At 63.8% G+C, this 24,557-nt stretch carries 20 protein-coding genes and 2 pseudogenes; 14 read left to right on the top strand and 8 right to left on the bottom strand.

The genetic code is table 11. The annotated features are described in order from the left end of the window. A pseudogene (locus AC1DRP_RS30980) lies at positions 1–771 on the bottom strand (O-antigen ligase family protein); the annotation flags it as partial. Between the two features lie 9 nt (positions 772–780). Next, complete coding sequence (locus AC1DRP_RS30975; RefSeq protein WP_441507063.1) at positions 781–2,334, bottom strand: GumC family protein; 1,554 nt, start codon at positions 2,332–2,334, stop codon at positions 781–783. Between the two features lie 345 nt (positions 2,335–2,679). Here AC1DRP_RS30975 and asnB point away from each other — a divergent pair, with 345 nt between their 5' ends. The 4 genes from asnB to nadE are packed head-to-tail and all read left to right on the top strand — an operon-like array spanning position 2,680 to position 7,484. Then, complete coding sequence (asnB, locus tag AC1DRP_RS30970; protein ID WP_441490892.1) at positions 2,680–4,617, top strand: asparagine synthase (glutamine-hydrolyzing); 1,938 nt, start codon at positions 2,680–2,682, stop codon at positions 4,615–4,617. Between the two features lie 23 nt (positions 4,618–4,640). Then, a complete protein-coding gene (locus AC1DRP_RS30965) occupies positions 4,641–4,907 on the top strand; it encodes an acyl carrier protein (protein ID WP_441507062.1) in 267 nt (88 codons plus the stop codon). Positions 4,908–4,932: 25 nt separating this feature from the next. After that, a complete protein-coding gene (locus AC1DRP_RS30960; protein ID WP_441507061.1) occupies positions 4,933–6,480 on the top strand; it encodes a class I adenylate-forming enzyme family protein in 1,548 nt (515 codons plus the stop codon). After that, positions 6,477–7,484: an NAD(+) synthase gene (gene nadE, locus AC1DRP_RS30955; RefSeq protein ID WP_441507060.1), complete on the top strand. Its 1,008-nt coding sequence runs from the start codon at positions 6,477–6,479 to the stop codon at positions 7,482–7,484. Before AC1DRP_RS30960 ends, nadE begins: the two co-directional genes overlap by 4 nt. Positions 7,485–7,529: 45 nt before the next feature. On the opposite strand, the gene AC1DRP_RS30950 is transcribed toward nadE, so the two are convergent. After that, positions 7,530–8,645 (bottom strand): hypothetical protein, encoded by a 1,116-nt coding sequence (locus tag AC1DRP_RS30950; RefSeq protein ID WP_476770492.1) that lies wholly within the window; start codon positions 8,643–8,645, stop codon positions 7,530–7,532. Continuing rightward, positions 8,642–9,373 (bottom strand): N5-glutamine methyltransferase family protein, encoded by a 732-nt coding sequence (locus AC1DRP_RS30945; protein ID WP_441490897.1) that lies wholly within the window; start codon positions 9,371–9,373, stop codon positions 8,642–8,644. The genes AC1DRP_RS30950 and AC1DRP_RS30945 overlap by 4 nt, the downstream gene beginning before the upstream one ends. A 189-nt stretch (positions 9,374–9,562) precedes the next feature. Here AC1DRP_RS30945 and AC1DRP_RS30940 point away from each other — a divergent pair. From AC1DRP_RS30940 to AC1DRP_RS30895, 10 genes and pseudogenes are all read left to right on the top strand, one after another. Further along, positions 9,563–10,650, top strand: a pseudogene (locus AC1DRP_RS30940) (lipopolysaccharide biosynthesis protein). Next, positions 10,640–11,797, top strand: coding sequence for a GNAT family N-acetyltransferase (locus AC1DRP_RS30935; protein ID WP_476770491.1), 1,158 nt, complete (start codon positions 10,640–10,642; stop codon positions 11,795–11,797). Before AC1DRP_RS30940 ends, AC1DRP_RS30935 begins: the two are co-directional and overlap by 11 nt. A 34-nt stretch (positions 11,798–11,831) precedes the next feature. Further along, positions 11,832–12,842, top strand: a complete 1,011-nt coding sequence (locus AC1DRP_RS30930) for a glycosyltransferase family 2 protein (protein ID WP_476770490.1) — start codon at positions 11,832–11,834, stop codon at positions 12,840–12,842. 42 nt (positions 12,843–12,884) lie between these two features. Further along, positions 12,885–13,568, top strand: a complete 684-nt coding sequence (locus tag AC1DRP_RS30925; RefSeq protein ID WP_441507054.1) for a class I SAM-dependent methyltransferase — start codon at positions 12,885–12,887, stop codon at positions 13,566–13,568. Between the two features lie 47 nt (positions 13,569–13,615). Beyond that, positions 13,616–15,814 carry a glycoside hydrolase gene (locus tag AC1DRP_RS30920; protein ID WP_476770489.1) on the top strand — a complete coding sequence of 733 codons (2,199 nt, stop codon included), beginning with the start codon at positions 13,616–13,618 and terminating at the stop codon, positions 15,812–15,814. Between the two features lie 346 nt (positions 15,815–16,160). Beyond that, positions 16,161–16,889: an IclR family transcriptional regulator gene (locus tag AC1DRP_RS30915; RefSeq protein ID WP_441490903.1), complete on the top strand. Its 729-nt coding sequence runs from the start codon at positions 16,161–16,163 to the stop codon at positions 16,887–16,889. Positions 16,890–17,224: 335 nt separating this feature from the next. Further along, entirely contained in the window at positions 17,225–18,031 is an 807-nt protein-coding gene (locus AC1DRP_RS30910) for a hypothetical protein (protein ID WP_476770488.1), read from the top strand. Then, positions 18,024–18,272: a hypothetical protein gene (locus AC1DRP_RS30905; protein WP_476770487.1), complete on the top strand. Its 249-nt coding sequence runs from the start codon at positions 18,024–18,026 to the stop codon at positions 18,270–18,272. The genes AC1DRP_RS30910 and AC1DRP_RS30905 overlap by 8 nt, the downstream gene beginning before the upstream one ends. After that, positions 18,269–18,856: a protein-S-isoprenylcysteine O-methyltransferase gene (locus tag AC1DRP_RS30900; RefSeq protein ID WP_476770486.1), complete on the top strand. Its 588-nt coding sequence runs from the start codon at positions 18,269–18,271 to the stop codon at positions 18,854–18,856. Before AC1DRP_RS30905 ends, AC1DRP_RS30900 begins: the two co-directional genes overlap by 4 nt. Before the next feature lie 871 nt (positions 18,857–19,727). After that, positions 19,728–20,438 (top strand): hypothetical protein, encoded by a 711-nt coding sequence (locus AC1DRP_RS30895; protein WP_476770485.1) that lies wholly within the window; start codon positions 19,728–19,730, stop codon positions 20,436–20,438. An 83-nt stretch (positions 20,439–20,521) separates the two neighbouring features. Here AC1DRP_RS30895 and AC1DRP_RS30890 read toward each other — a convergent pair whose 3' ends face one another. From AC1DRP_RS30890 to AC1DRP_RS30875, 4 genes are all read right to left on the bottom strand, one after another. Then, positions 20,522–20,986 (bottom strand): L,D-transpeptidase, encoded by a 465-nt coding sequence (locus tag AC1DRP_RS30890; protein WP_441491071.1) that lies wholly within the window; start codon positions 20,984–20,986, stop codon positions 20,522–20,524. 472 nt (positions 20,987–21,458) lie between these two features. Beyond that, positions 21,459–21,959, bottom strand: a complete 501-nt coding sequence (locus AC1DRP_RS30885) for a hypothetical protein (RefSeq protein WP_441490907.1) — start codon at positions 21,957–21,959, stop codon at positions 21,459–21,461. A gap of 211 nt (positions 21,960–22,170) precedes the next feature. Beyond that, positions 22,171–22,668 carry a hypothetical protein gene (locus AC1DRP_RS30880; protein WP_476770484.1) on the bottom strand — a complete coding sequence of 166 codons (498 nt, stop codon included), beginning with the start codon at positions 22,666–22,668 and terminating at the stop codon, positions 22,171–22,173. Between the two features lie 55 nt (positions 22,669–22,723). After that, positions 22,724–23,893 (bottom strand): DUF937 domain-containing protein, encoded by a 1,170-nt coding sequence (locus tag AC1DRP_RS30875; protein WP_476770483.1) that lies wholly within the window; start codon positions 23,891–23,893, stop codon positions 22,724–22,726. Positions 23,894–24,557 lie beyond the last annotated feature (664 nt).

Here is a 24,557-nt window from a genome sequence, read left to right as displayed (position 1 = left end):
GCCGATGACGATCGGAAGGCGCAGGAAGCGAACCTTCTCGCAGACCCATGCGAGCAGTAGGATAGCCGGCAGCATGGCCGTCGAGGTCTTGCCGCCGGTATTGATCAGGAAGAGGAACGACAGGCACAGGATCGTCATGCCCGCGATCCGCGACCAGGCATTCATGACGAAGAGGCCGAAGAACGAAGCGACCACCATTGCCGCTGCAGCGCTGTTCTTGTGCGGGAAATGCCCGCGCCACAAACCGGCATTCATCGGCTCGCGCAGCTCGGAAGCCTGATGGATCGCCAGCAGCGGCTTGAACAGGATGCCGTAATAGCTGACCCCCAGCATGATGAGCGTACCGATGCCCAGCGTCTTGGCGAAATGCCTCTCGGAGGCCGGCAGCAGCAGATAGATGCTGGCATTGACCGTCACCATGACGGCGAGAACGGTCCCCTTGATCCCGAGCATGGGGTAGGACGAGATCAGCGAAACCAGGAAGAACCAGGCAAACAGCAGGCCCAACAGCACGCGCGGCTGCAGGATGATGCTGCGCATCGGGTGAAGCAAACCGTAGGCGAGCGTGCCCGCGAACAGCAGCAGCGACACGACTTGGTTCATCAGGTTGGAGTTGCCGGCGCTGGGGTCCAGCACGGCCTCGCCGGTCAGGTCGACGAAGGGATTGAGGGAAATCCAGAAGAACAGGAAGATCGCCATGAACAGGGCGGTGCCGACAGTCTCCCTCAGCTTCTCTCCTCGATCTGCCTCCCCCTTGGCGGCGCTTCCCATGGCCGCCCCTCAAGCAGCCGCGGGCTGCGGGTGACGGATATAGGTCCAGGCCCCACGCGCCAGGGCCGCTGCAATCCCGAGCATAAGGCCCAGCATCACCGCCGCCGCCAGCAGGATCAACGTACGAGGTGGCCAGCTACGCGCCTTGGGCGGCATCGGTGACGAGATCACACGCACATTGCTGGTGTCGATCTGCTGGCGCTCACCGATCTGCTGGGCACGCGCCAGGTGGGTTTCGTAGATCGCCGCCTTGGCGCGCGCGTCGCGCTGTAGATCGCGCAGCTGCACTTCGGCGTCGTTGTCGGTGAAGACGTTCGACTTCCCGTCGCCCGCCTTGTCCTGCAGTACTCTGAGCGTCGTCTGTTCCCTGTTGAAGTCGGCCTTCGCGCCTTCGAAGATGCGGCGGGCTTCGCGGGACAGTGCTCCTTCGAGCACCTGCTGTTCGGATAATGCTGTGATCAGCTGCGGATGGCGCGCGCCAAAGGTCGCCCTGATCGACCCGATCTGCTGCTGCAGCGTATTATACTGCGCTCGCAGACTCGTCATGGTCGCGGAATCGAAGATCGACGCGCTGGCTGCCCGCCGCTCTGCGATCGCTGCACTCATCTGCCTGTAGCGCGATTCCGCCTGAATGAAGCGCTGCTGTGCATCCAGAACCTGCGTATTGAGCTCGCCCGAGAGCCGCGTGCTGACGAGCTCGCCATTATTGGACTGCAGCCCTTTCGCACGCCGGAAATCCTCCACCCTCCGCTCCGCCTCGGTCACGTTGCGGCGCAGCTCATCCAGGCGGTTATTGAGGTTCTTCACCACCCGGCCGGCGCTTTCGGCCGCTGACTGGAAAAGCTCGGCCTCGAAGGCTTCGACAATCGCGTTGGATATCGCGACAGCCTTCTCGGGGTCTTCCGCCCAGAGCTTCATGACCACGACGAAGGAGCGCTCCTCGCGCCGCGCCTCGACCCGTTCGGCCAACGCACGCATCACGGCAAGGCGATTGTCCTGACTGGCATCCCTGGACGAGATCAGGCTCCTGAGCGCCGACAGATAGCCAGGCTGCACGAACTCCGGATCATTGGTCAGGTCGAGCCGGTCTATGACCCGTGCCAGGACGTTGCGCGAGGTCAGGACCCTGAGCTTGCTCTCGACCTCGAGCAGTTGTGCATCACGCTGCGGATTGGTCGTGAAGACGTCGTCCCGGACGACGTTCAGGTTCGAGGGATCAATGAGGATATCGGTGTAGACGGTATAACGAGGCGGCGTCGTCACCGCATAGACCAGCGCCGTGGCGACGCAGATGACGATGGCGGCAACGATCATGCCTATTCCCCGCCGCAGCCAGACGAGGATGTCGTCGGCCCCGACATCGGCGAGCAAGCGGAGACGGGCAATCGGGCTTCCACTCCCGAATGAACCTTGCGCCCGGCTCGACTGCGGGGAGTGAGACGACGGATCGGAGCGTGCGCCAGAAGACGAGGCTGCATCATCGCGCAGCGATTCCGAGCGAATCCGGGAATGGCCTGTCGGCAGAGGCGCTTGTCGCTGCTCCGACTCCTTCGGCCCGTACATCCGCTTCGCCCTCAGCACGCAACTCTAGACGGAAGAGACGCGCCTATCCCCCGTAAACATGCCCTAGGGGTATGCTCCGGCCCTGAATTTTACGTTAATCGCAACGAGAACACCGCATCCGGGAACGACAATCCGGCCCTCGATCTTGCGGCAAAGTCCAGCTGCGTCATCAGATCCCTTGGGACGTCGATCTTCGGCCTTGATCCGAAGTCTAATCAAGAACTTGGGGCTTTGCCGGGTGCTTCGAAATTTACCATTCGCATGGATATCCCCAAGCGTTAACGCTTGCTCGCCCAGGATTGGCTATAGTTCAACCGGACACGAAGGACTTGGAAGCATCTCGGCATGTGCGGATTTGGGGGCTATTTCGGCGCGGTCCGGGATGGGAGGGAACTCCTTGAACGGATGACGGCCGCGATTGCGCATCGCGGTCCCGACGAGCAAGGGCTCTTCACGGCGAAGGACGCAGGTCTCGGACATGCGCGACTGTCGATCGTCGGCCTGGGGGATGGCCAGCAACCGATGTCCGATGCGACGGGTGAACTGACGATCGCCTTCAACGGCGAGATCTTCAACTATGTCGAATTGCGCGAGCAGCTGCGCGCAAAGGGGCGCCGCTTCCGGACGTCGAGCGACACCGAGGTGATCCTGCATCTCTATGAGGAGATGGGCGAGGATTGCCTGTCCGTCCTCAATGGCGATTTCGCCTTCGCGCTCTGGGATGGCCGGCGCCGCCGCATGGTTCTGGCCCGGGACCGCATGGGCGTCCGGCCGCTGTTCTATACAAGGCAGGGCGATCGGTTCTATTTCGGCTCAGAGGTCAAGGCGCTTCTTCAGGTCCCGGGCGTGAGTGCAGAGATCGATCCCGTCGCCCTCGACCAGATTTTCACATTATGGGCGCCGATCGCGCCGCGCACGGCCTTCCGCGACATCTTCGAGCTGGAACCAGCGCATCTCATGATCGTCCAGGAGGGCAGCGTCTCGACGCGGCCTTATTGGAGCCTGGATTATCCCGACCGGGATGCGCCATCCCGGCACACCGATGAACGCGCTGCGGCAGAGGAACTGCGCGCCCTGCTGACCGAGGCGACCCGGATTCGCATGCGGGCCGATGTCCCGGTCGGCTCCTATCTCTCAGGCGGGCTCGATTCCTCGATCACCTCTGCGCTTGCTGCGGGCATGGCGCCTGGCGGCCTCAGGACTTTCTCCGTCACCTTCGACAGCGCCGAGCATGACGAAAGCGCCTTCCAGATGGAAATGGCCCGGGCACTCGGGACGCAGCACAGTTCCGTCGCCTGCGGCGAGGGCGACATCGCCGCGGTCTTTCCCGACGTGATCCGCTTCACCGAGCGGCCGATCCTCAGAACCGCACCTGCCCCGCTTTTCAAACTCTCCGGCCTGGTGCGCGAGGCCGGGCTGAAAGTGGTGCTGACGGGTGAAGGCGCGGACGAGGTCTTTGCCGGCTATGACATCTTCAAGGAGGCCCGGGTTCGGCGCTTCTGCGGCAGGCAGCCCGGCTCCCGGATCAGGCCGCACCTGTTTCGCAAGCTCTATCCCTATCTGCCTGGCCTCAGGCAACAATCCGCAGAATATCTCGCATCGTTCTTCGGGGCGAACGGTGCGGCACTCGACGATCCGCTGTTCTCGCATCGGCCGCGGCTCGACGGCACGGCGGCAACGAAGCTGTTCTTCTCGGGCGACCTGCGTGCCACGCTATCGGGCTATGACGCGGCCGAGGAACTCGCTTCGCGTCTGCCGGAGGCCTTCAGCCGCTGGCACCCCTTGCATCAGGCGCAGTATCTGGAGGCCCGCTTCCTTCTGCCGGGCTATATCCTGTCCAGCCAGGGCGACCGCATGGCGATGGCCCATGGCATCGAGGGGCGTTTCCCCTTCCTCGATCATCAGCTGGTCGAGTTCGCCGCCGGGCTTCCCCCCGAGATGAAGCTGAAGGGGCTTGTCGAGAAGCACATCCTGCGCGAGGCGACCAAGGACCTGCTGCCGCCCTCGATCAGCCGACGGGCAAAGCAGCCCTATCGCGCGCCGGACAGTCACTCCTTCGTCGGAGCGGGTGCTGCCGATTATGTCCGGGCAGCCATGGGCGAGGCGCAGGTCGCAGCCGGCGGCCTGTTCAATCCCAAGGCCGTGGCAAAGCTGCACGAGAAATGCAGCGCGCGCCCAGCCTCCGGCTTTCGCGACAACGCGGCCTTTGTCGGCATCCTCTCGACGCAGCTCTGGCTGCAGACATTCACCGGCACGAGCGGCCGCAGATCAGAGGCCGCCTGAAACCGGCCGGGAAAGGAACAGACATGAGCGACACAATCAGGGACAGCGTGAAGGCCTTCGTCGTCGAGAACTTCCTGTTCGGCGATACCAGCCATGAGCTCGCCGGTACGGCGTCGCTGATCGAGAACGGCGTCATCGATTCCACCGGGGTGCTCGAGCTCGTGGCCTTCATCGAGGATCGCTACGGGATCACCGTGGCCGATGCCGATATCGTGCCCGCAAACCTGGATTCGCTTGATCGCATCTCGGCTTTCATCGCGTCGAAAGTATCCGCTCCGGTCACGGCGTAACGATTAGGGGCGGAGCAACAGGCTCATGCGGATCGAGCAATTCCTCGTCACGAACGCCGCCGCACAGGCTGCGAAAACGGCGCTGGTCACCGACCAGAGGCGGCTGCGCTATGACGAGCTGGATGATCTTTCCAGCCGGCTGGCCACCACGCTCGCCGCAAGCGGCGTGAAGCGGGGCGACCGCGTCCTCGTCTTCATGGACAATTGCTGGGAAGCCGCCGTCTCGATCTTCGCGGTTCTCAAGGCCGGCGCGACCTTCAGCCCGATCAACGCCTCGACCAAGGCCGACAAGCTGGCCTATGTCATCGGCGATTGCGAGGCCGCCGCGATCCTGACGCAGGCGAAACTGTTGCCGGTTGTGACGCAGGCGCGCGCGTTGGTCCCAGGGCAGGCGCTCTTTGTCGCTTCGACGCAGTCGCCGGCCGGCCGGCCGCTCGAAGGCGCGGTGTCCTTCGAGGATTGCCTGAAGGGCTCGCCCGCTTCAGTCGGTCATGGCGGCATCGATATCGACCTTGCCATGCTGATCTACACCTCGGGCTCCACGGGCCGGCCCAAGGGCGTGATGATGACGCATCGCAATATCGATGCGGCGGCCGACTCGATCACGACCTATCTGCGCAATACGCCCGACGACATCATCCTCAACGTCTTGCCGCTGGCATTCGACTACGGCCTTTACCAGTTCCTCATGGCGATGAAGCTTGGGGCGACCCTCGTCCTGGAAAAGTCCTTCGCCTTCCCGCAGGCGATCTTCGAGCGCATTCGCACTGAGAATGTCACTGGTTTTCCGCTCGTGCCGACGATGGCCGCGATGATCCTGCAGATGCGCGATCTCGAGCCGGGGTTCCTGCCGAGCCTGCGTTATCTCTCGAACACGGCCGCAGCCCTGCCGCCCGCCCACATCGCTCGACTGCGTGAACTGTTCCCCGGCGTACGGCTCTATTCGATGTACGGCCTGACGGAATGCAAGCGCTGCACCTATCTGCCGCCGGAAGAACTCGACCGCCGGCCGGGCTCGGTCGGGATCGCCATTCCCAACACCGAGGCGCTGGTCGTCGACGATGAGGGCAACCGCGTGGCTCCGGGCGTGCCGGGCGAGCTGGTGATCCGCGGCCCGCATGTCATGCAAGGGTATTGGCGCAACGAGGCGGCAACGGCACAGATGCTGCGCCCAGGGCCGAACCCCTGGGAGAAGCGCCTCCACACCGGCGATCTCTTCCGGACGGACGAGGAGGGCTTCCTCTATTTCGTCGGCCGCAAGGACGACATCATCAAGACGCGCGGCGAGAAGGTCGCTCCGAAGGAAGTGGAAGCGGTGCTGCACGGCCATCCCGGCATCGCCGAAGCGGTGGTGATGGGCGTGCCCGACCCGGTGCTCGGCCAGGCCATTGCCGCCCTCGTCGTCCTGTCGGATGCGAGCCTGAGCGAGCGGGACATCATTCGCCACTGCGCTGTCCATCTCGAGGATTTCATGGTGCCGCGGATCATCGCGTTCCGCACCGAACTGCCGAAGACGGATACCGGAAAGGTCAGCCGCAGRCTGGCCGCCGAAACGCTGGGAGCAGCGGAATGAACCTCCCCCCTGCCCCGAGCTTGCTCGCCTTCTCGGCTGCCACGCTGACGATCGACAACGCCGCGGAGACGGAGCGGATCGTCGCCGAACTGCGTGGGCAGTTGCGCGGCATGCGTAAGCGCGGGCTCGTGCTCGGCCTGTCCGGCGGCATCGATTCCAGCGTGTCCGTCGCGCTGGCGGTCCGCGCCGTCGGCGCCAAGAACGTCTTCTGCCTGTTCATGCCGGAAAACGATTCCGATCCTGAAAGCCTCCGGCTCGGCCGGCTGGTCGCCGACACGTTCGGGATCGAGGCTGCGGTCGAGGATATCGGCCCGACGCTGCAGGCCATGGGGTGCTATGAACGACGCGACGGCTTCATCCGCGAGCTCGTACCCGCGTATGGGCCGGGTTGGGCGTCCAAGATCGTCATCGCCAACTCGCTCTCGGGCGACGGCTACAACATCTCGTATCTGGTCGTTCAGGACCCCGAAGGCCGGCAGACGAAGCTACGCATGCCGCCTGCCGTCTATCTCGGCATCGTCGCCGCCACCAACATGAAGCAGCGCACGCGCAAGCAGATCGAATATTATCACGCCGACCGGCTGAATTTTGCCGTGCTCGGCACGCCGAACCGGCTCGAATATGATCAGGGCTTCTTCGTGAAGAACGGCGACGGTGCCGCCGACGTGAAGCCGATCGCCCATCTCTACAAGAGCCAGGTCTATGCATTGGCGGCTCATCTCGGCATCCCCGAAGAGATCCGCAGGCGGCCGCCGACGACCGACACCTACACCCTCGAGCAGACGCAGGAGGAGTTCTACTTCTCGCTGCCCTATGACCGCATGGATCTGTGCCTCTACGGGCTCAATCAYGGCCTCACCGCCGAAGAGGTCGGCACTGCCACCCAGTTGACGGCCGTCGAGGTCGAACGGGTCTGGGCCGATATTGCAGCCAAGCGCAAGGCGACCCGCTACCTGCACCTGGGGCCGCAGCTCGTGCGCCCGGTGGACGAGATCGCACATTGAGGCCAGCGCACCGGCGGCGGCCTGTCCGCCTTCGGTGCGCGAAAACTAGTCGAAGCTGCCGCCGTTCAGGCGGTTMCAATGCTCGCCCGCCAAGCCGTTCAGGAAGCCCTGCCCGTTGCGGAAGGCCTGAACGAGCTCCTCATCGGGCGAATGCACGACTGTCGATGCGATGTGGGTGAAGGCAATGCGCCGGCCCAGCATGGCTTCCAGCAGCGCGGGCTGCGTGCGGCCGCGCAAGCCGGCAACGCCGCGTGTCGCCGCGTGACCGATCAGGCAATCGATGACCGGGCCTGCCTGCCCTGGCCTGGCAAGAACCTGAAGGACGCGCGCGATCCGCCCCGGGCGGGCGTGATAGAGAAAGGCGCCGATCGGCGCCCCGCTGGCCGAGGTGACCGACGCATACACCGCCTCGCCATAATCGGGCTTCTCGGACGCCTCGGCGACGATATGGGCGAGTTGTTCGCCTGACCAATCCGGACGCAGCGCGAACTGCTCCGTCAGCGGAGCGACAAGCGCGGCAAAGCCGGGCTGATCGATTTCGGCGACCTTGAGACCACCTTTGACATGCCAGTTTTCCGGCACGCCCGACCAGCGCAGATCATTGTCCTGCATCCTGCCGCGCAGATAGCGATCGAGTCCCCGGGAGACCGGGTTCAGCAGCCGCACCGCACCGATCCGGCTCGCTGCCAGATCCAGCATGAAGGCCGATGGCCGGATGATGCGGACCCAGTCCAGGCTGTACTGCGGCAGGGTGATCCCGCGCAGCCTCGTCCACATCTGCGCAGAGATCTCGCTGGCGGTTTCACTGAACGAGAGATCCTGCGGCCCGGCGAGAAAGGTCTTGAGCAGCCGCGCGCCGGCCATCGGGTCGCTCACCCGCCGCTCGACCATCAGGGAACCGCAGATCGCCGCGCGCAGCTTGCGGYGGCCGTGAATCATCGGCAGCATATTGACGCCGACGAAACCCGAAATGTCGCCCTCACCAGACACATGGACGAGGGGGGCGATCTCGGGATCGCAACCCGGCGCTTCGAGATAGTGTCGACGCAGATAGGTCGCGAGCGTGGGAGGCGGAGGCACGCCGCGATCCCGGAATATCCTTTGAAAGAGCCCCGTAACCGCCGGGATATCGGCGGYGCCCAGCGGGCGGATCTCGCTCATGCCGGTCGGCCTGTCGCTTCGGACGTTGCCTGCCCGAACTCCGGGAGCTTGCGGACAAGGGCAACCCGCGGCGTTCCCGCCTCATTCGCGGCGAAGGTCATGGATTCGTAGGCCTTGGTCCTGGCAATGAGCGCCGCCGCTTGCCTATCCTGGCCCTCGCCGAATTCGAACAGCAGCCAGCCGCCCGGCTTGAGGAAGGCTACGGCATCCCGGATCACGCGCTGGTGGATCGATATGCCATAAGGGCCGCCGTCAAAGGCTTCGCGCGGCTCGGCCTCGAGCAAATGGGCGCTCTCCCCCTCAAGGCGCGACGTGGAGATATAGGGCGGGTTGCAGACGATCAGGTCGACGGCCCCCTCCAGGCCATCGCCTGCGAGAGCGGAGAACAGATCTCCCTGCCTGATGGTGACACGGTGCTGAAATGTCAGGCGCTCCGCGTTTCGGCGGGCGAGCTCGACGGTGCTGTCGGTCAGATCAGCGGCCCAGACGCGCGCCGACTGAATCTCGGCTGCGATCGCCAGAGCGAGATTGCCCGAGCCACAGCACATGTCGACCACGATCGGCTCGGCAGCGGCCCGTTCGCGAAGGATCGCGACTGCTCTCTGGCCGAGGAGTTCGGTTTCCTGGCGCGGCACGAGAACGTCAGGCGCCAGCTCCAGGCTCACCCCCATGAAGCGATGCAGGCCGGGCCGGGGCTTGCCGTCGAAATCCAACACTGTGCGCGGCATGAACGCCCCTTCCCTTGCTGAGCGCCTTATTCATCCGCGAAAAACTATGGCGGTCAGGTAAACGGAGGCTGAAATGAAGTGAACGGAGGGTGTTAACCGCACAATCATTTCTGCGTGTTACTGGCCGTATTGTCGATGGTGGACGCCACCGAGTGCCGCTATCTCGGTTGTTGTCAAAGGCAGGACCGGATGGCTTCGGATAACGCGAAAGGATCGAGTCATCGCAGAGCGTTTCTGCCTATGCTCGTGTCCTATGCCGCGTCAGGCGGCAGCCTCGTCATCAGTTCCGCCGCACAGCTTCTGACCTTCGCCATCCTGGCCCGTTGGCTCGGCGTCCACGAGTTCAGCCTCTTCGTCGCCATCACCGCGATTTCGAACATCGCGGTCCATATGTGCGGGCTCGGCGCCATGGAGTGCCTGGTTCGCCGCGTGGCGCGCGACCGGGCGATCTATCCGGACATGCTTGGCCACAACATCATCCTGACGGCCGCCAGCGGTGTGTTCCTGGTCCTGCTCGGGGCGGTGGCTCTGCCCTTTTTCTTCACGCTCTCCAGCGATCCGGCGACGAATGTCGCAGTGATCACCCTGATGCTCGTCACGAATATCATGCTGGTCCGCATCATGAGCTGCCGCTCGGGCTCTATTTCAGCATTCCCTTCATCCTGCGGGCGATCCGGCAGAACGCCGACCTGCTCGTGCTCAGCCTCGTCGCGACAGCCGAAATCGTGGCGAGCTACAGCGTGGCGCGACGGATGCTGGAAAGCAGCTATCTCTCGGTCGAGGCGCTCAATCGCCTGGTCTACCCGGGTTCGGCCAAGGCGACGGCGGCTGGCCTGCAGCACGCCCTGCCCCGCGTCAGGAAGGTTTTCATTGCAGCCACGGCGATCAGCATCGCGGCGGCGATCGCCGTCTTCGTGCTGGCGCCGGTCCTGCCCTATCTGTTCGGCAAGGACTATGTCTCGCTCGTCTCCTTCGTCAGGGCTCTCTGCTGGGTGGTGATACCGCTGGCGATGTGGTCCGTGGCGGTTGAGGCGCTCGGAGCGTCGGGCCACYAGCCGACCCGCGCCGCGGTCATGGGACTTGGCAGCGTCATCGGCGCCGCGGTTGCCGCCTGCGCGACCTGGTATGCCCCGCCCACCGGGACTTTCGTTTCATTCTACGTGATCGAGATCGCCATGGTGGCTGCGGCCTGGGGGGCACTCCTGCATGTCGTGAACAGGGACAGGGAGGAGGCGCGCAAGCAAGGTCTCTCTGCGGGGATCGCGCATGGACGCTGACCTGCAACAGAATCTGCAGTCATCCCTCCCGACCAATGGCGAGGAGAGCCCTCCGCGCGGCTGTGGCGTCCGCCCGATGACGAAGCGCGATATCCCAATCATCGCAAGACTGTTCAGCAAGACCTTCCGTAGCCACAAGAGCGAGGTCGCGCCGGATCTGGAAGGATATCTTGAGACGGTCTTCTTCGGCAGCCCGCATTACCGGCCGGAGCATGGCAGCATCGTCTATGACAGTGCTGCCGGCAACGTTGCCAGCGCGATCCTTGCCCTTCCCATGGAATTCACCGTCCATGGTCGCCCGATCATCGCCAAGGTTCTCTGCGCCTTCATGGCGGATGGGAAGGAGGGCGCGGCAGGAGCGGCGCGCCTTGCCCGGCAGATGCGCGCGGCCCGGCAGGATCTCTGCTTCTCCGACAACGCCTCGCCGGTCAGCGCCGATCACTGGGTTGCCGGAGGCGGTGTGGTTCTGCCGGTACAGAGCCTCGAATGGCAGCGCACGTTCCGGCCGCTTGCTGCCGGGGCCATCGCGTGGAGCCGCTACGTGCCGCTGTCGCGGTCCCCTGGCGTCCTGCGCCTTCTCGGCCTGTTCGATGGCCTGCTGCGCCGTCGAAGGCGCTCGCTGGTCCCGGCCGCGGCGGCGGGCTGCCGGACGATCAGTGCCAGTCCGGAGGAGTTCTTCCGCTGCGCCGGCCCGATGATGGAACGCTTTCCAATCCGGCCGGTCTGGTCAAAGCCCGAGTTCGACTGGCTCGTCGGCGTCGCCGCGCTGAATCAGGGCCTCGGCTCCCTGCAGTACAGGACCGTGATCGCCGAGGACGGCCGCGTGATCGGCGCCTTCCTCTTCTTCGGCAAGACGGGTCGGGAAGCCAACGTCCTGAACCTCCTATGCGCGGCGGGCCACGAGTTTGACGTCACCGGCCAGATGTTTGCGCATCTGGACGCAGAGGGCTATGCCCAGGCGAACGGGATGGCGCAGCCATTCCTGATGAACGCAATATCGCGGCAGCGCTGGCTGTCTTTCAAGCACCGCGGCTATTTCTGCCTTGTCACGCGCCATGCCGAGATCAAGGACGCCACGCTCCGCAACGAGATCTATTTCGGCGGCCTTGCATCGGAAAGCTGGAGCAGGCTGCTCACGGATTTCTGACGTCGTGGCGCTCGTATCGACACTGGAGGCCCGATTGGCCGTTTCGATCATCATCAAGACCCTGAACGAAGAGAAGCGCATCGCCGCGACGATCGAGAGCGCGCTGGCGGCGCTTGGCGACCTGCAGGGCGAGGTGGTCATCGCGGATAGCGGCTCGTCCGACCGCACCGTCGAGATCGCGTCAGGCTACCCGGTCGTGATCGCCCAGATCGTTGCGCCGGCGCGGCCGAGTTGCGGGATCGGGCCCCAGCTCGGCTTCCAGCATTCCCGCCACGAGTACATCTGCCTGATCGACGGAGACATGCTGGTCGATGCCAGCTTTCTCGATGCTGCCATCCGTTTTCTCGTCGAGAACCCTGCCGTGGCCGGCGTGACCGGACATGTCGAGGAGATGCTGGTCTCCAATCTCGAATACGCGAGACGCGTGCAGCGCAATGGACCCGAGAACAGAACCGGCCCGATCGACCGGATGAATGGTGGCGGGCTCTACCGGCGCAGCGCGATCGAGCAGGCCGGCTATCTCTCGGACCGCAATCTGCATGGCCATGAGGAGATCGATCTCGGCATCCGCCTGCGGAGCCGCGGATGGAAACTGCATCGGCTCGACCGCCGCTTCGTCCAGCATTTCGGCCATACGCTCAATTCCTACAGGCTCCTGACGAGGCGCTGGAAGAACAAGTATCTGCATGGTGCCGGCGAATTGCTGCGCGCGTCGCTCGGCAAACCCTATTTCTTCCAGCTCCTGCGCGAACTCCCCGAGCTCAAGCTATGGAGCGCGGTCTATCTCTGGTGGGGGCTCTCCATCGCGATCCTGCTGTTCCTGCCCGACAAGGCGTTGGCTCTCGGGCTGGTCCTCGCGGTCTTTGCCGGCATCGTCGCGTTGATGAGCCTTCGCAAGGGTGGGCTCGGGATGGGGCTCTACACCGTTGTCGCCTGGTTCTTCCACGCCGCAGCGCTGCCTGTGGGCTTCCTGCGGCGGCGGCGGYCCCCTGCCGCGCCGATCGAGAGCCGCATCATCCATGAACCGGCGAGAACGGCCGCCTGACGGGCGCAGCCGAGCCACGAACACCTCAGGAAAGCTCCCTTCATGACCGACGACACTGTGGAGAAGACCGTTTCGCTCTGGGACCGGATCGTGCATTCCTCGTCGGAATATTTCCGGAGGAGGCGCGGCGGCTTGTTTCGGGAGACCATCCCCGAATTCACCTCGCTCAAGGTCTGCGACGTCGGCGGCTCCAGGCACTTCTGGGAAAAGCTCGACCCGGCCGACGTTCCCAAGGACCTGACGCTGGTCAACATCCGCGACGACGGCCAGGCGCGCTCGTTCACCGGCTCGTTCGGCGATGTGAAGGTCATCGTCTATGACGGAGACCGCCTTCCCTTCGAGGACAAGTCGTTCGACGTGGCGGTGTGCAACTCGGTGATCGAGCACGTGCCGCCGGCCAAACGAGCCAATCTCGTGCGCGAGATCAACCGCGTCTCGAACTACTACTTCATCCAGACGCCGGCCTTCGTCTTCCCAATCGAACCGCATTTCTTCTGCCCAGCCCTCCACTGGCTGCCGCGTCCGCTCGCCCGCCATGCCGTCAGGCTGTCGCCGTGGCGCTTCCTGTCCAAACCCTCCGAGGAGCACATCCGGGAGTATTTCGAGGAGATTCAGATCCTGACCTTGAAGGAGTTCCGCTCCTATGCGCCTGGGGCGAATCTGGTCCGGGAGAAGATCGCAGGCCTCACCAAATCCTACATCCTGCACGGCCCGTCGCGGCCCTGAAGGCGCAGCGGGATCGTCCAGGGTTCGCCGGATAGGGATTGGTCGGCATGAAGAGACTGCTTTCCTCATTGGCTGCGGTGCTGGCGCTTACCGCCAACGCGCCTTGCGCCATCGCCGCCGACCAATGGTTGCCCGTTCGCGAAGTGTCGCTGGAGATCCGCCCCGGCAGCCCGCTCGACTTCTCCGCGCTCCTGCCCAGCCGGGCGATCGGGCCAAAGGGCTCCATCGGCGCGGGCCAGCGGGTGGTGGCGCGGCAGGACGGCCGTCTCGCCCTCGCCCAGGCGCCCGAAGAACCGGAACGCCTGTTCTGCGCCTCTCTGGCATGGAGCCCTGCCTCGGGCGGCTTCCCTGATCGCGCCGGGGCCGACCGCTACGCAGAGCAGCTCGCGCGCCACGGCTACAACATCGCCCGGCTAACCTTCCTTGACGCATCGCTGATGTCTGGCCGCGGCAAGGATTTCGATTTCGACCCCGACACGCTCGACCGCATCCATTATCTGCTCGCCGCGCTGAAGCGGAACGGCATCTACTGGATCATTGACGGAATGACCTCGTGGCGCGGCGCCTATGGCGGCTATGACGACCGCTGGGATCCAGCCGGCAACCTCAAGCTCGCACTGCATCTCGACGACGCCGCCCTCGCCCATTGGAAGACCTTCACCGAAAAATTCCTCGCACGGGTCAATCCCCATACAGGCATCGCGCCGATCCATGACGATGCGCTGGCGCTGGTCATCCTGGTCAATGAGAACGGCATCGAGTTCGAGGGCGTCGTGCAGGACCGGCCCGGCAAGCCACCGTATGACGCGATGCTCGGGACGGCCTTCAATCGCTGGCTGGCGAAGYGCTATGCGTCGACGGCTGCTCTTTCGAAGGCCTGGGGCGGGCTCGGCTGGACCGAGCGACTGGAGAATGGCTCGATCGCACTGCCCGGCAACCGTTACGCCGATAGCGCGCGCATGCGCGACCTGCAGGCCTTCTTCATCGAGGTCGAGACCGAATCCGCCGCAAGGATGAGCCAGGCGCTACGCACACTTGGCTACAAGGGCCTGATCAGCACCTACAATAACTGGCCGACGATCCAGACCGCCCTCAGCAGGCGTGGCCTCGAAGCCGTGACGATGAATACCTATCACGACTGGATCGGGGGCTATGCGCCCGGCAGCAAGCTGCTCCAGCAGAGCTCGGTCGGCGACGGCGCCAATGCGATGCGTATGATCGCGGCGGCGCGCTGGCTCGGAAAACCGTTCATCGTCAGCGAATACGATCACCTGTTCTGGAATCGCTATCGCTACGAGGGCGGGCTCGTCTTTCCGGCCTATGCCGCACTGCAGGGCTGGGACGTGCTCTGCCGGCACGCCCACGGCCCGATCATTCTCGCCTATGGCGAGCCCTATCCGCACAAGCGGGCCATGCTGCCCTACGCGATCGCACTCGACCCCGTGGCCCGCGCCGGCGAGACCCTCTCCGCACTCCTGTTCAGGCGCGGCGATGTCTCCACCTCCCGGATCACGATCCCGTTCGCGGTTCGCGGCGAGGATGATCTCGGCCCGGACATGYAGGCCCGCGAGCCTGAGAAACTGACGGATCTGGCTCTGGTCGGGCGGATCGGATTGCAGGCCGCCGACCGCATCGGCGAACAGATCGCAGTCCTTCAGCCTCGGGACGCCAATCGCGCGGCTGCGATCATCGACAGGCTGAAGAAGAGCGGCGCGCTCCCGCAAGGAAATGCCACCGATATCGCGGCGGGGCTCTACCAGAGCGACACCGGCGAGATCGTCCTGAGCCGCCCAAGCCGGCAGCTGCGCGTTTCGACGCCCGCGACGGAGGCCCTCGCCTTCTCCGCGCAGAGCCTGCCGGCCAGGCTGGGAACGATGAGCGTCGACGCCGCGGAGGGTGACGGCCTCGTCGCCCTGGCCTCGCTCGACAGGCCGGCCTCCCTCGCCAAGGGCAGCCGCTTCCTGCTGATCTTCGCCACCGATGCCCGCAACACCGGCATGACCTTCCGCGACCGGCAGGAGAAGGTCATCGAGGATTTCGGGCGTCTTCCGGTCCTGATCCGCAAGGGGCAGGTCGATCTGCGGATCAACAGGACGGCGCCGCGATGGCAGCTCTCACCTGTCTCTCTCGACGGAACGGTGAAACCGCCGATCACCCGTGGCACAGGCCCGGTTTCCTTTCGCCTGTCGAACGATCTCCCGACCGGCCCGRCGACTTATTTCCTGCTGGAGCTCATGGAAAGCTGACGGCGCTGCCGAGCCCGCTGGCCCTCGATGCCGGCCGCCTCTCTGGTTCGAGAGTGGCGCCCGGACCTGAAACCGCTCTTCGCCGGGCTCAACTTAGCTGGCCACGACATCCTGACGCACCGGCCGTACAAGCACCGTCTGGTCCTCGCAACGGGAGGCTCGCGCGGTCCGTCGCTGCCCTTGCTCTTCAGTGTTGTTTCGGGCAGGTTTCATGGTGTTGCAGACATGAATACTGGCTGAAATCGGCAGGAGAGCGTGAACGACACGCGCCCTGACGTCTGGAATGCCGTTCGGATCTGGGAGTCTGGTGCCCCGCCCTATGGACAGAACACTTCAAGACGGCCTGATGATTCTTGAAGCCTTGGCCAAGAGCGATCAGCCGAGGAGCGTTCGTGATCTGGCGGAGCAGACCGAACTGGGCGAAAGCCACGTTCAAAGCGCTTTGGCCGTCTTTGAGCATGCGGGCTATCTCGCCCGCGAGCCCGACACTGGGCGGTGTGGGCTATCACTGAAATTGTGGGGGCTGGGTGTCGGCCTGTTCGCCCGACTTGAGCTGAAGCGGGAAGCGCAGCGCCACCTCTCCGAACTCGCCCTGCGCACGCGCGAGACCGTGCACCTGTCGGTCCTCGCTGGGGCCGATGTGATCTATATCGATAAAATCGATAGCCCCGAGCCGCTTCATGCCAGCTCCGATGTCGGCGGCAAGGCTCCGGCCCACGCGGTTGCGATCGGAAAGGCGATTCTCGCGTTTCAACCCTCGCATGTCATCGAAGAGATTGGGCGAAATCTTCTCGCCTTCACGCCAAGGACCATCAATAGCCTTGAAGGGCTCGAGCACGAACTGTCAGCGGTCCGCTCGCAGGGCTATGCCGTCAACCTCGGCGAATGGCGCGGCGCCGTCTATGGATTGGCGGCCCCGATCAGGCGCGCCGACGGCGTGGTCGAGGCTGCGGTTGGCGTATCGGGGCCATCGACCCGGCTGACACCCGAGATGATCAAGCTCATGGCGGAGCAGGTCATGGAGGCCGCAGACGAGATATCGCGCGGGCTCGGCTATTCTGGGACCGGGCGGTAGCACCCTATACGGAGCGGACACTGTTCGAGCGAATCAGGCAGAAGGACCGCGACTGCCTCCCCGATCATGCCCGCCTCATGACGGCACGCCCTCGCCGAGCGCTTCATCCGCGGTCACTCATTCCATAGGCCAATACCCCCGGCGGAGAGCCTCTACGTCCTGGGAAATGGGAGCTTCTGCTCGTACGAAGGGGCCGATCGCCTTTCGCGAACACAAAGTGACGTCGTCTGCGTCGTCCACTTGCGCCCTCGGTTGAATCGCTGCTCGCTGGCGCAAGTGCCGGCGATCCACTAACAAACAGCGCAGGCCACGCATTGGGAGCAGGATAGCCGGCGATGGCGGATTCGAATGTTTTCAGGCGTCGCGTGTATCACATCGGCGGCTACGATCATGCGCAGCCCGCGGTCGTGCATGGTCGCTTTGTCAGGGAAACGCGACGTTTTGAGCGTGCGTGGGCGGCCGCCGTGGTTTCGTCGGAGCCTACCAACAGCGATGACGTCTCGACCTGGCAAGTGCTCACGACCGGCCCCAACTGGCGGGTCGAAACCGAGTATTGCGCAATCAGATGGGACGATGTGGTGGAGGCCACGAACAGGCGCCCGATATGGTGGCGCATTCCTCAGGGCCTCCTCGCCTTCGTCGATTTTATCGTGGCCGGAGCGCTCTGGGGCTATCTGCGCGCCAGTTGGCGCTACGCGATGTTCTTCCTCTATCCATTCTTGATTCTGGCGATCATTGCTGCGTTTTCGCTTGCTGGCGGGGTGGCCCTGGCGCGAGCCACCGACTCCAGCGCGATTGGAGCACTGGCAGCAATCGGCGCCTTCCTCCTCTTGTTTCTCGCCGCCGATCGTTGGGTTTATCTGGGGCTTCATCGAGCTCGGGCTCGAGGAGCAGGACGACCGTCCTCGCCTCACGTTTCTGTCCGTAGGATCGTCGACCCTCAAGATCGGGCTTCATCGCGCCGCCCGTCGTTTCCGCGCCGCGGTCGAGCGCGTGAGCGCCTGCCGCGCCGTGTTCTGGGCCGACTACCAGGCGCGCTCGGACGTGATGAATTTCTACCGGGCCGATCCTCTGCCGCTGATGGGTCTGGCCGCCACGGGCTCACCGATCATTCGCAGCGTCAGCATCAGGCGCATGATTGATCCGGCCCGCTATCCCCGCATTCGCAAGAACTGGTACCGGATGCATTGCCAGTTCGTCAGGGGCAATGATCGGCGCGCGCCGTATGATTATTTCATGTTCGTCTGCGGGCCGCTCTTTGCAGAACAACAGGTCAATGCCAAGGAAGGTGCCATGCAAGCACTCGATGCCGACGGTCGATTTCTCGTTTCCCCCTCCCCGGCCCTGACGGGCGATCACAGCACCGAGGTCGCCAAGCGATGACCCTGAGCATCGCCAAAGCGATCTACGCCCTGCTTGCCGTTGGCTGGTACATCATCCGCATTCCACATGAGCGACGCGCCCGCCGGACCCCGGTTTCCCGGAGCGCCCGCGGGTTGCGGGAAATCATCCTGCTGAGCATTTCGTTCACGGGCCTTGGACTCTTGCCGTTCATCTATGTCGCGACCGGATTCCCGCGCGTTGCGAACTACCCGTTCGAGCCGGCTCTCGCCTGGCTCGGAGCCTTCGCCACGATCGCGGCGCTCATCCTGTTCCACCTCACGCACCGGGCTCTCGGCCGCAACTGGTCCGTGTCTCTGGATCTCCGCGAGAGCCATCGGCTCGTGACGGAGGGCGTGTACCGCTATGTCCGGCACCCCATGTATTCGGCGTTCTGGCTGTGGGCGATTGCCCAGGCTCTCCTGCTGCCCAACTTTATCGCCGGGCTGTCCGGCCTGGTCGGTTTTGGAACGTTGTACTTCTTCCGCGTCGGCCAGGAAGAGCGCCTGATGCTCGATGCGTTCGGTGCGGAATATGGCGACTACATGGCGCGGACCGGGCGCGTCATGCCAAGGTTCCACGCCTGAGGGCAAGGTCACAGTCTCGCGACCTACGCGCGCAGAGGGCTCCGTCGCTCTGGCTCMCAAGAGGGTGAAGCGGCGGAGAACGCCGGATCTGCCCAGGCATTCTGCCGAGTACTCCGCAAGGGAACCGCCTTTGCGATCGGCCCGGTCAACCGAGTGATGAAGGTCAGGTGACATACCGATGCGCTCGTCGCGCGTTGGTGGCGATATTGTCGCCACCAGTACGCTGTGCGGCGAAGGATCCATGTCTATTCTGGCGGCGGGCTAAGAGTTCTCTAGCTTCGACCTTGCATGACTCGACTTCGCCTGGACGAAGAATGAACTCCAGCGGTTAAGGGCGTTGCTCGGGAACAATGAGCGAAGCATCGAGGACGCTAGAGCACCTTCGGACGGTTCAGCCTCCGGAAACCACGAACGTCTTCGCTCCAGCAAAACCCGGCCTTAGCCGATTGAAAGTGCTGAGGATATTTGGAATACTCGACGTTGTGCCGCACTGCCGCGATCCGGGGCAAGGAAGTGGGTTTGGTGTTGCGCATCCGCACTAGTAGCCGAACTTGTTTCAGTCATAGTTGCAATGTTCTCAACGAGGGCGAATCAATGAAAAAGCTTATGATCTTGGCTGTATCCGTTGCGTTGGTGGGCGTTGGTGGCTGCACCACTTATGGTATTGGCAAGGGCAAGGGGAAGGCTCCCCCTCCAGTTGCTTCTCCGATCGTTACGAAGGGCTGACGCTCGATATTCTGAAAACGGCCGGAACAATCCGGCCGTTTTCTTCATTTGATTAGAAACTCTTCCGGGAGTTTGATGACACGGCTACTGCTGTTGTCGTGCCTATCGCCGAGGCTGTTCTTCTTCCGGAAACCGGAGCTCTGCGATGCGGAACAAATCAAACAATCTGGCGCGCGCCAGCATTCTCTTTGCTTGTGCTGCTGCCATTTCTTTGCCTCTCTGGCTGGCTCCTGCCAGTGCCCAGGAGGATCGCTACCTGCCTCCTCCCGAGGCCAGCGATGAGGCTATCGCGCCCGACCCACGGGCGACCGGCTCGGTCGGCAGGACGGCATCCCGGCACTCCCGACGGCAGGCTGACCAGCGAAGCGGTCAGTACTTCGTCGAGTTTCGGTCGCGCTATGCACTGAGCTACGGCCATACCTTTCTCGTCTATGGCCGGCTGAACGCACGGGGCGAAGTCGGCCAGGTTCGGGCAGATCAGGTTGCCGGCCTGCATCCGGCCGGCGAAGGCCCGCAGCTCTGGTCTGTCGGGCACGTCCTTCCCGTTCCAGCGGAGACAGGCCCCAGCGACGGCGACCTGGAGGATGAATACATCTCGGCGCGGTACCGGGTTCTGTTGACCGAAGCCCAGTATCAACGGGTAGCGGCCTATATCAGGCAGAAGCAGCGGAAGCCGACGGCTTGGCATGCCGTGCTCTATAACTGCAACAGATGGGTTGGCGAAGTTGCGCAGTACATGGGCCTGAAGGCCCCTGACAATACAATGCTCTACCCGGCTGAGTACATCGCCAGCCTGCGCGCGGTCAACGCCGGGCGCGCCAGAGACGACGCAATGCCGGCATCCCTTCAGCAGTAAGCCGCGAGGTCATCCCGCTGTTCATTCGCATATGCGCGACGAGCAGCGGGTGGCAACGCCGAAAAGCGCTGCGCGCGTGCCTGTCAGCGCAGGACGATAACCGGCGTACCGACGGCGACGCGGTCGAACAGATCGACGATGTCGTCATTGAACATGCGAAAGCAGCCATAGGACGCGAAGGTGCCTATGGAATCCGGCCTGTTAGTGCCGTGAATCGCGTACTGACCTCCGCCGGACAATGTGAGCGCGCGCGCTCCCATCGGATTTCGTGGGGAGCCTCCCGGGATGACGTCCGGCAGACTTGGGTTGTCCCGCTTGATCTCATCGGGAGGCGACCAGGCAGGCGCAACATGCTTACCCTCGACCTCGACCGCTCCGAGCCATTGCTTGGATGACTTCCCGACCGCTACCTTGTAGCGAATGGCGGTTCCGTCTCCCTGCACCAGGTAAAGCCGCCGTTCCTTTGTCTTGATGACGATGGCGCCTGGCGTCCCATCTCCCTTATATGTAACGGTTTCGCGAGCACTGACTGGGATTGCGACCATCATGGCCGCGAGTACGATGCATGTCCGGAGCACTGCCAAGCTTCCTGCACTCAGATCGTCTGCGTCGCGACGACTTCAACGATCGGTTCATACCAAGGTCTGGTTGATTATTAGTGCATGATTTGGGTTTACTCCAGAGGAAGTGTAACGCGCAGTTTTACGCACGCTCCCGGGAACCAATGAGGTCGGAGTGACGGGCTCTCACCCATGCGCGGCATGATGACAGTTAAGAGTGTCATGCCGGGGTGGACACGGTCGCATTCTACATTGTTTTCGATGCCAGGGCAGCGCCCCCGGCGGCGGAGCCAGGACGACGCCTTCCGCACCGTCGCAGCTTTGTGACTGCCCGCCAGCCAGTCACCGCACGCGGCGGCTCGGATACGGGGCCTCAGTGGTCTGCGCGGGGCACGAACTGCGCAGCAGGATATTCAGCGCGCCGGGACCGACTGCGAACAACGCCACGAGTGACTGCGGATCAGTTTGCCGGGTCGCGAGCCGCCATCGTTTGAACGCCCGCTGGCGGCACGGACGTGTGGGCGCCGGTAGCCGCGCCAACCCGCTGCTGCGTCGCTTTCGACACGAGCCGGGATCGGTTGAGGGCCGTGAAATCGCTGGCGCGATGGCTCTGGCTGGCGCGGCCCTCGAAGACCAGCACGTCCGCATGGGTCACGACGATATCGCCGCGCCGCAAGGTCGGGTCATCCAGATACCAGTATGGATCAACGGCCGGATCGAGTTTGACCACCGGCGCGGTCGGCTTGGACGCCACGAGTTTGCGCGGCTGCTGCCGCCGCTTGGGGTGGACGGTCACGCTCAGCGGCGCGGGTGGAACGAAATAGACTTGCGGGGGCGGCCGGGGTTGCCCGAACAGTGCGCGCGCCAGGTCATCCAGGAGACCGGCGGATTGGGCGGGCTGGGCCACAAGAAAGCTGGTCATGCCAATGATGAGCAGCCTACAGCTTCGCGCAAGTTTCATAGGCCCATCCTCGCGAACTGATCGCCTGGGCACGGTGCACCCCAAGCCTGCGACGACGGTTTCGACTCATTGCGCCGCGGGCCGGATTGCACCCAGGCCAACTCTCCCGCCCTTCGAAAGGGCTCATGGGCTGCGCCGCCGTGCAGCGCTCCCTGGAAACTCAGTCAATCTCCTATCTCATTCACGCATGCGCTTGCGTGATGCGTCTCACTCAAGCGGCGCTCAGCGCCTTTGCCACATCGGTCAGGGTGGCCTTCTCCGCCGCGCTGACCTGGGTTCCCCCAAACCCCATGAAGCCGCCTTCGCTCGAGGCCTCCGCCACCGTCTCTGCCACATGCGAGAGCCATGTCTTGAATGCAGGAGCTTCGGTCGGGGCCTTGGCGTCGACGATTTGCGCTACGCGCGTCAGCATTGCCAGAATGCTCTGCTTCGCATCTGCCGGGGTCTTTCCTGCCAGTTCGGCGCGAAGCGACTCGCGTGCCTCGCCGCGCCCTTCCGAGCTCTCCATGTCGGCAACAATGGCTTTCGCAAGCTCGCCCGCGTCCGCGTCGCTCCTGGCGCTCAGAAGCGCACGCCCGCTGGCCAGGCTCTCCTTGAACACGCCCCACAGCCCGTTAGGCTCGGCAAGCGTGACCGCCATGCCGGCCAATAGCGGGCTGCCCAGGATCAATTTCCATTCATCTGCTCCAAAGTTCGCCTTGATCGCCATCACGGCCTCCTGCGCTCGGCGCGCTATCKAAACATCACGAACGGCCTGCCTCGCGCTAGGCCCGCGCCAGCGCGTCGAGATTCGCCCGCACACCATCGATCGTCGGCTTGGCGATCTCGGCCACGCCGGGGATCGCCAGCACCTTGGTGAACAGGTCCTCCAGCGACGGCCTGACGGCGCCGATCAAGGCCGTCAGCGCGGAGCGGCTGCTGGCAGGCAGCTGACTGGCCACGCCGTTGACCTTGTCGAACTGGGCTGCCGCGCCCTGCAACCGTGGCAGCGCCGCCTTTGCTGAGGCCGCGTCCGTAACGCCCTTGAGCGTGCTTGCGAGCCCATCAATCGCCGTTTGAATCTCGGTCCCGACGTTTACGCCGCCGGCAGTCACGTTCTGCAGGGACTGCAGCGCTTGCGTTGCCACGGCGCCTGCCTGTCCAATAGCGGTTTGAGCCGGCAGCACCGGCTGAGTTGCCACAGGCCTGGGCTGTTCAACGACGACGGGCGCATGACGCCCGAAGAACCACCAGCCTACCGCAAGCACCGCAAGGATCGGCAAGGCCCATGTCAGCCACCCCGGCATTCCACCGGTTCTCGCCTGTGCCGCCGCACGATCGGCCATGGCGCCGGTCGTGGACGCTGTCGACCTTGCAGTGTCCGCGACAGTGCTCGCGCCACTGCCGACAGCGCCGAGAAGGCCAGCTTTGCCAAGCATGTCAGCAAAGCCCGCGGGCAAGGCAGCCGAGATGTTCGCCTTCTGTGACGTCAACATCTGGGCGAGGCCTGACGCATCCAATCCCGCCGCCGACTTCTGTTGCCCCAGTGCTCCCATCACGGCCGGCGTCAAAAGGCCAAGCAACGAGGAGCTTGCCCCGCCGCCGAGGCCCGCGAATTTCGAGATCGCGCCAGCAAGTCCGGACATCGCCGAACCTCCGAGGAGCGAGGAGAGCATATTCGTACCGCTGTCGGCGACTGTCTTCTGGTCAGAGCCGCCGATCATGCTGGCGAGACTGTCAAGCATTCCCGGATTCTGCTGCGAAACCGTGTCGAACAATTTGCGTGATCCCTCCGGCGTGGATGCGACACCCGTAAGCGTCGCCAGCAAGCCGGGGACAGCGGCGTTGGTCGCCTTGCCAACCGAAGACTGGTCCACGCCCAATGATGCAGCCAGCTTGGACATCAGATCAGGCGACAGGAACTGCATGATGATTGATACGAGATTGATGCTCATGGCGGGTTACTCCGCTGAAGTAGACGCATGAACACGCCAATACGAGAAATTTCTGCAGGTTATATCGTCGTATAAGATTGAATTATTTCAATTTACTGTCGGAAATTTGGCCTCAAGCGAAGTATGGATACGGAATTGAGACCGATAAACGATCGTCACTACCGAGAAAAGGCACTGCGCCTGATCCCGGACGAGCAGCTCGGCAGGGATGTTATTACAGAATGAGGGTGCTCTTTTCTCTGATGAGAACTTACGGCACAAGTATCGCTCAAGCGTCATTCCAATCGGCAACAGGCACGCGGAATGGCAACTGCGCAGCAGTATCAGCGCTCGGCGAGATTACACCCTTGCAGGCTTGGCCGCAATTAAGAAGACCTGACTGCTCGCTGATCGGTTCGCAGCGGACCAGCGGCCAGCAGTGGGGCGAGTTCCCCCAGCGTTCATGAACGCATAACCTCGGGTGTCACTCCGGTCGTCGCGGAATGCGCCTCCACTTGAGTCAGTCACTGTGAGATGCGGCCACGTCCAACGGGCTAGCCCCCTCGCAGCGGAGGCTCCCTTCGGCACCCGGATGAGACCGATCGGAATGAGTGCCGCACGAATGGCGTTCCCCTCACGCGCCGCCGAGAGGGCCCAGGTCGCGCGCGATCAGGCTATAGAGAGC

The organism is Allobosea sp. 01N443, assembly GCF_056399325.1.
Note: the sequence above shows the minus strand (reverse complement) of the source record. Positions and strands in the feature narration are given on the sequence as shown.

What these genes read in the sequence shown, in the direction of transcription:
- AC1DRP_RS30975 (WP_441507063.1), bottom strand. Translation starts at nt 2,334, where the DNA reads ATGTACGGGCCGAAGGAGTCGGAGCAGCGACAAGCGCCTCTGCCGACA.
- asnB (WP_441490892.1), top strand. Translation starts at nt 2,680, where the DNA reads ATGTGCGGATTTGGGGGCTATTTCGGCGCGGTCCGGGATGGGAGGGAA.
- AC1DRP_RS30965 (WP_441507062.1), top strand. Translation starts at nt 4,641, where the DNA reads ATGAGCGACACAATCAGGGACAGCGTGAAGGCCTTCGTCGTCGAGAAC.
- AC1DRP_RS30945 (WP_441490897.1), bottom strand. Translation starts at nt 9,373, where the DNA reads ATGCCGCGCACAGTGTTGGATTTCGACGGCAAGCCCCGGCCCGGCCTG.
- AC1DRP_RS30935 (WP_476770491.1), top strand. Translation starts at nt 10,640, where the DNA reads ATGGACGCTGACCTGCAACAGAATCTGCAGTCATCCCTCCCGACCAAT.
- AC1DRP_RS30925 (WP_441507054.1), top strand. Translation starts at nt 12,885, where the DNA reads ATGACCGACGACACTGTGGAGAAGACCGTTTCGCTCTGGGACCGGATC.
- AC1DRP_RS30915 (WP_441490903.1), top strand. Translation starts at nt 16,161, where the DNA reads ATGATTCTTGAAGCCTTGGCCAAGAGCGATCAGCCGAGGAGCGTTCGT.
- AC1DRP_RS30910 (WP_476770488.1), top strand. Translation starts at nt 17,225, where the DNA reads ATGGCGGATTCGAATGTTTTCAGGCGTCGCGTGTATCACATCGGCGGC.
- AC1DRP_RS30905 (WP_476770487.1), top strand. Translation starts at nt 18,024, where the DNA reads ATGATTGATCCGGCCCGCTATCCCCGCATTCGCAAGAACTGGTACCGG.
- AC1DRP_RS30900 (WP_476770486.1), top strand. Translation starts at nt 18,269, where the DNA reads ATGACCCTGAGCATCGCCAAAGCGATCTACGCCCTGCTTGCCGTTGGC.
- AC1DRP_RS30895 (WP_476770485.1), top strand. Translation starts at nt 19,728, where the DNA reads ATGCGGAACAAATCAAACAATCTGGCGCGCGCCAGCATTCTCTTTGCT.
- AC1DRP_RS30890 (WP_441491071.1), bottom strand. Translation starts at nt 20,986, where the DNA reads ATGATGGTCGCAATCCCAGTCAGTGCTCGCGAAACCGTTACATATAAG.
- AC1DRP_RS30885 (WP_441490907.1), bottom strand. Translation starts at nt 21,959, where the DNA reads ATGAAACTTGCGCGAAGCTGTAGGCTGCTCATCATTGGCATGACCAGC.
- AC1DRP_RS30880 (WP_476770484.1), bottom strand. Translation starts at nt 22,668, where the DNA reads ATGGCGATCAAGGCGAACTTTGGAGCAGATGAATGGAAATTGATCCTG.
- AC1DRP_RS30875 (WP_476770483.1), bottom strand. Translation starts at nt 23,893, where the DNA reads ATGAGCATCAATCTCGTATCAATCATCATGCAGTTCCTGTCGCCTGAT.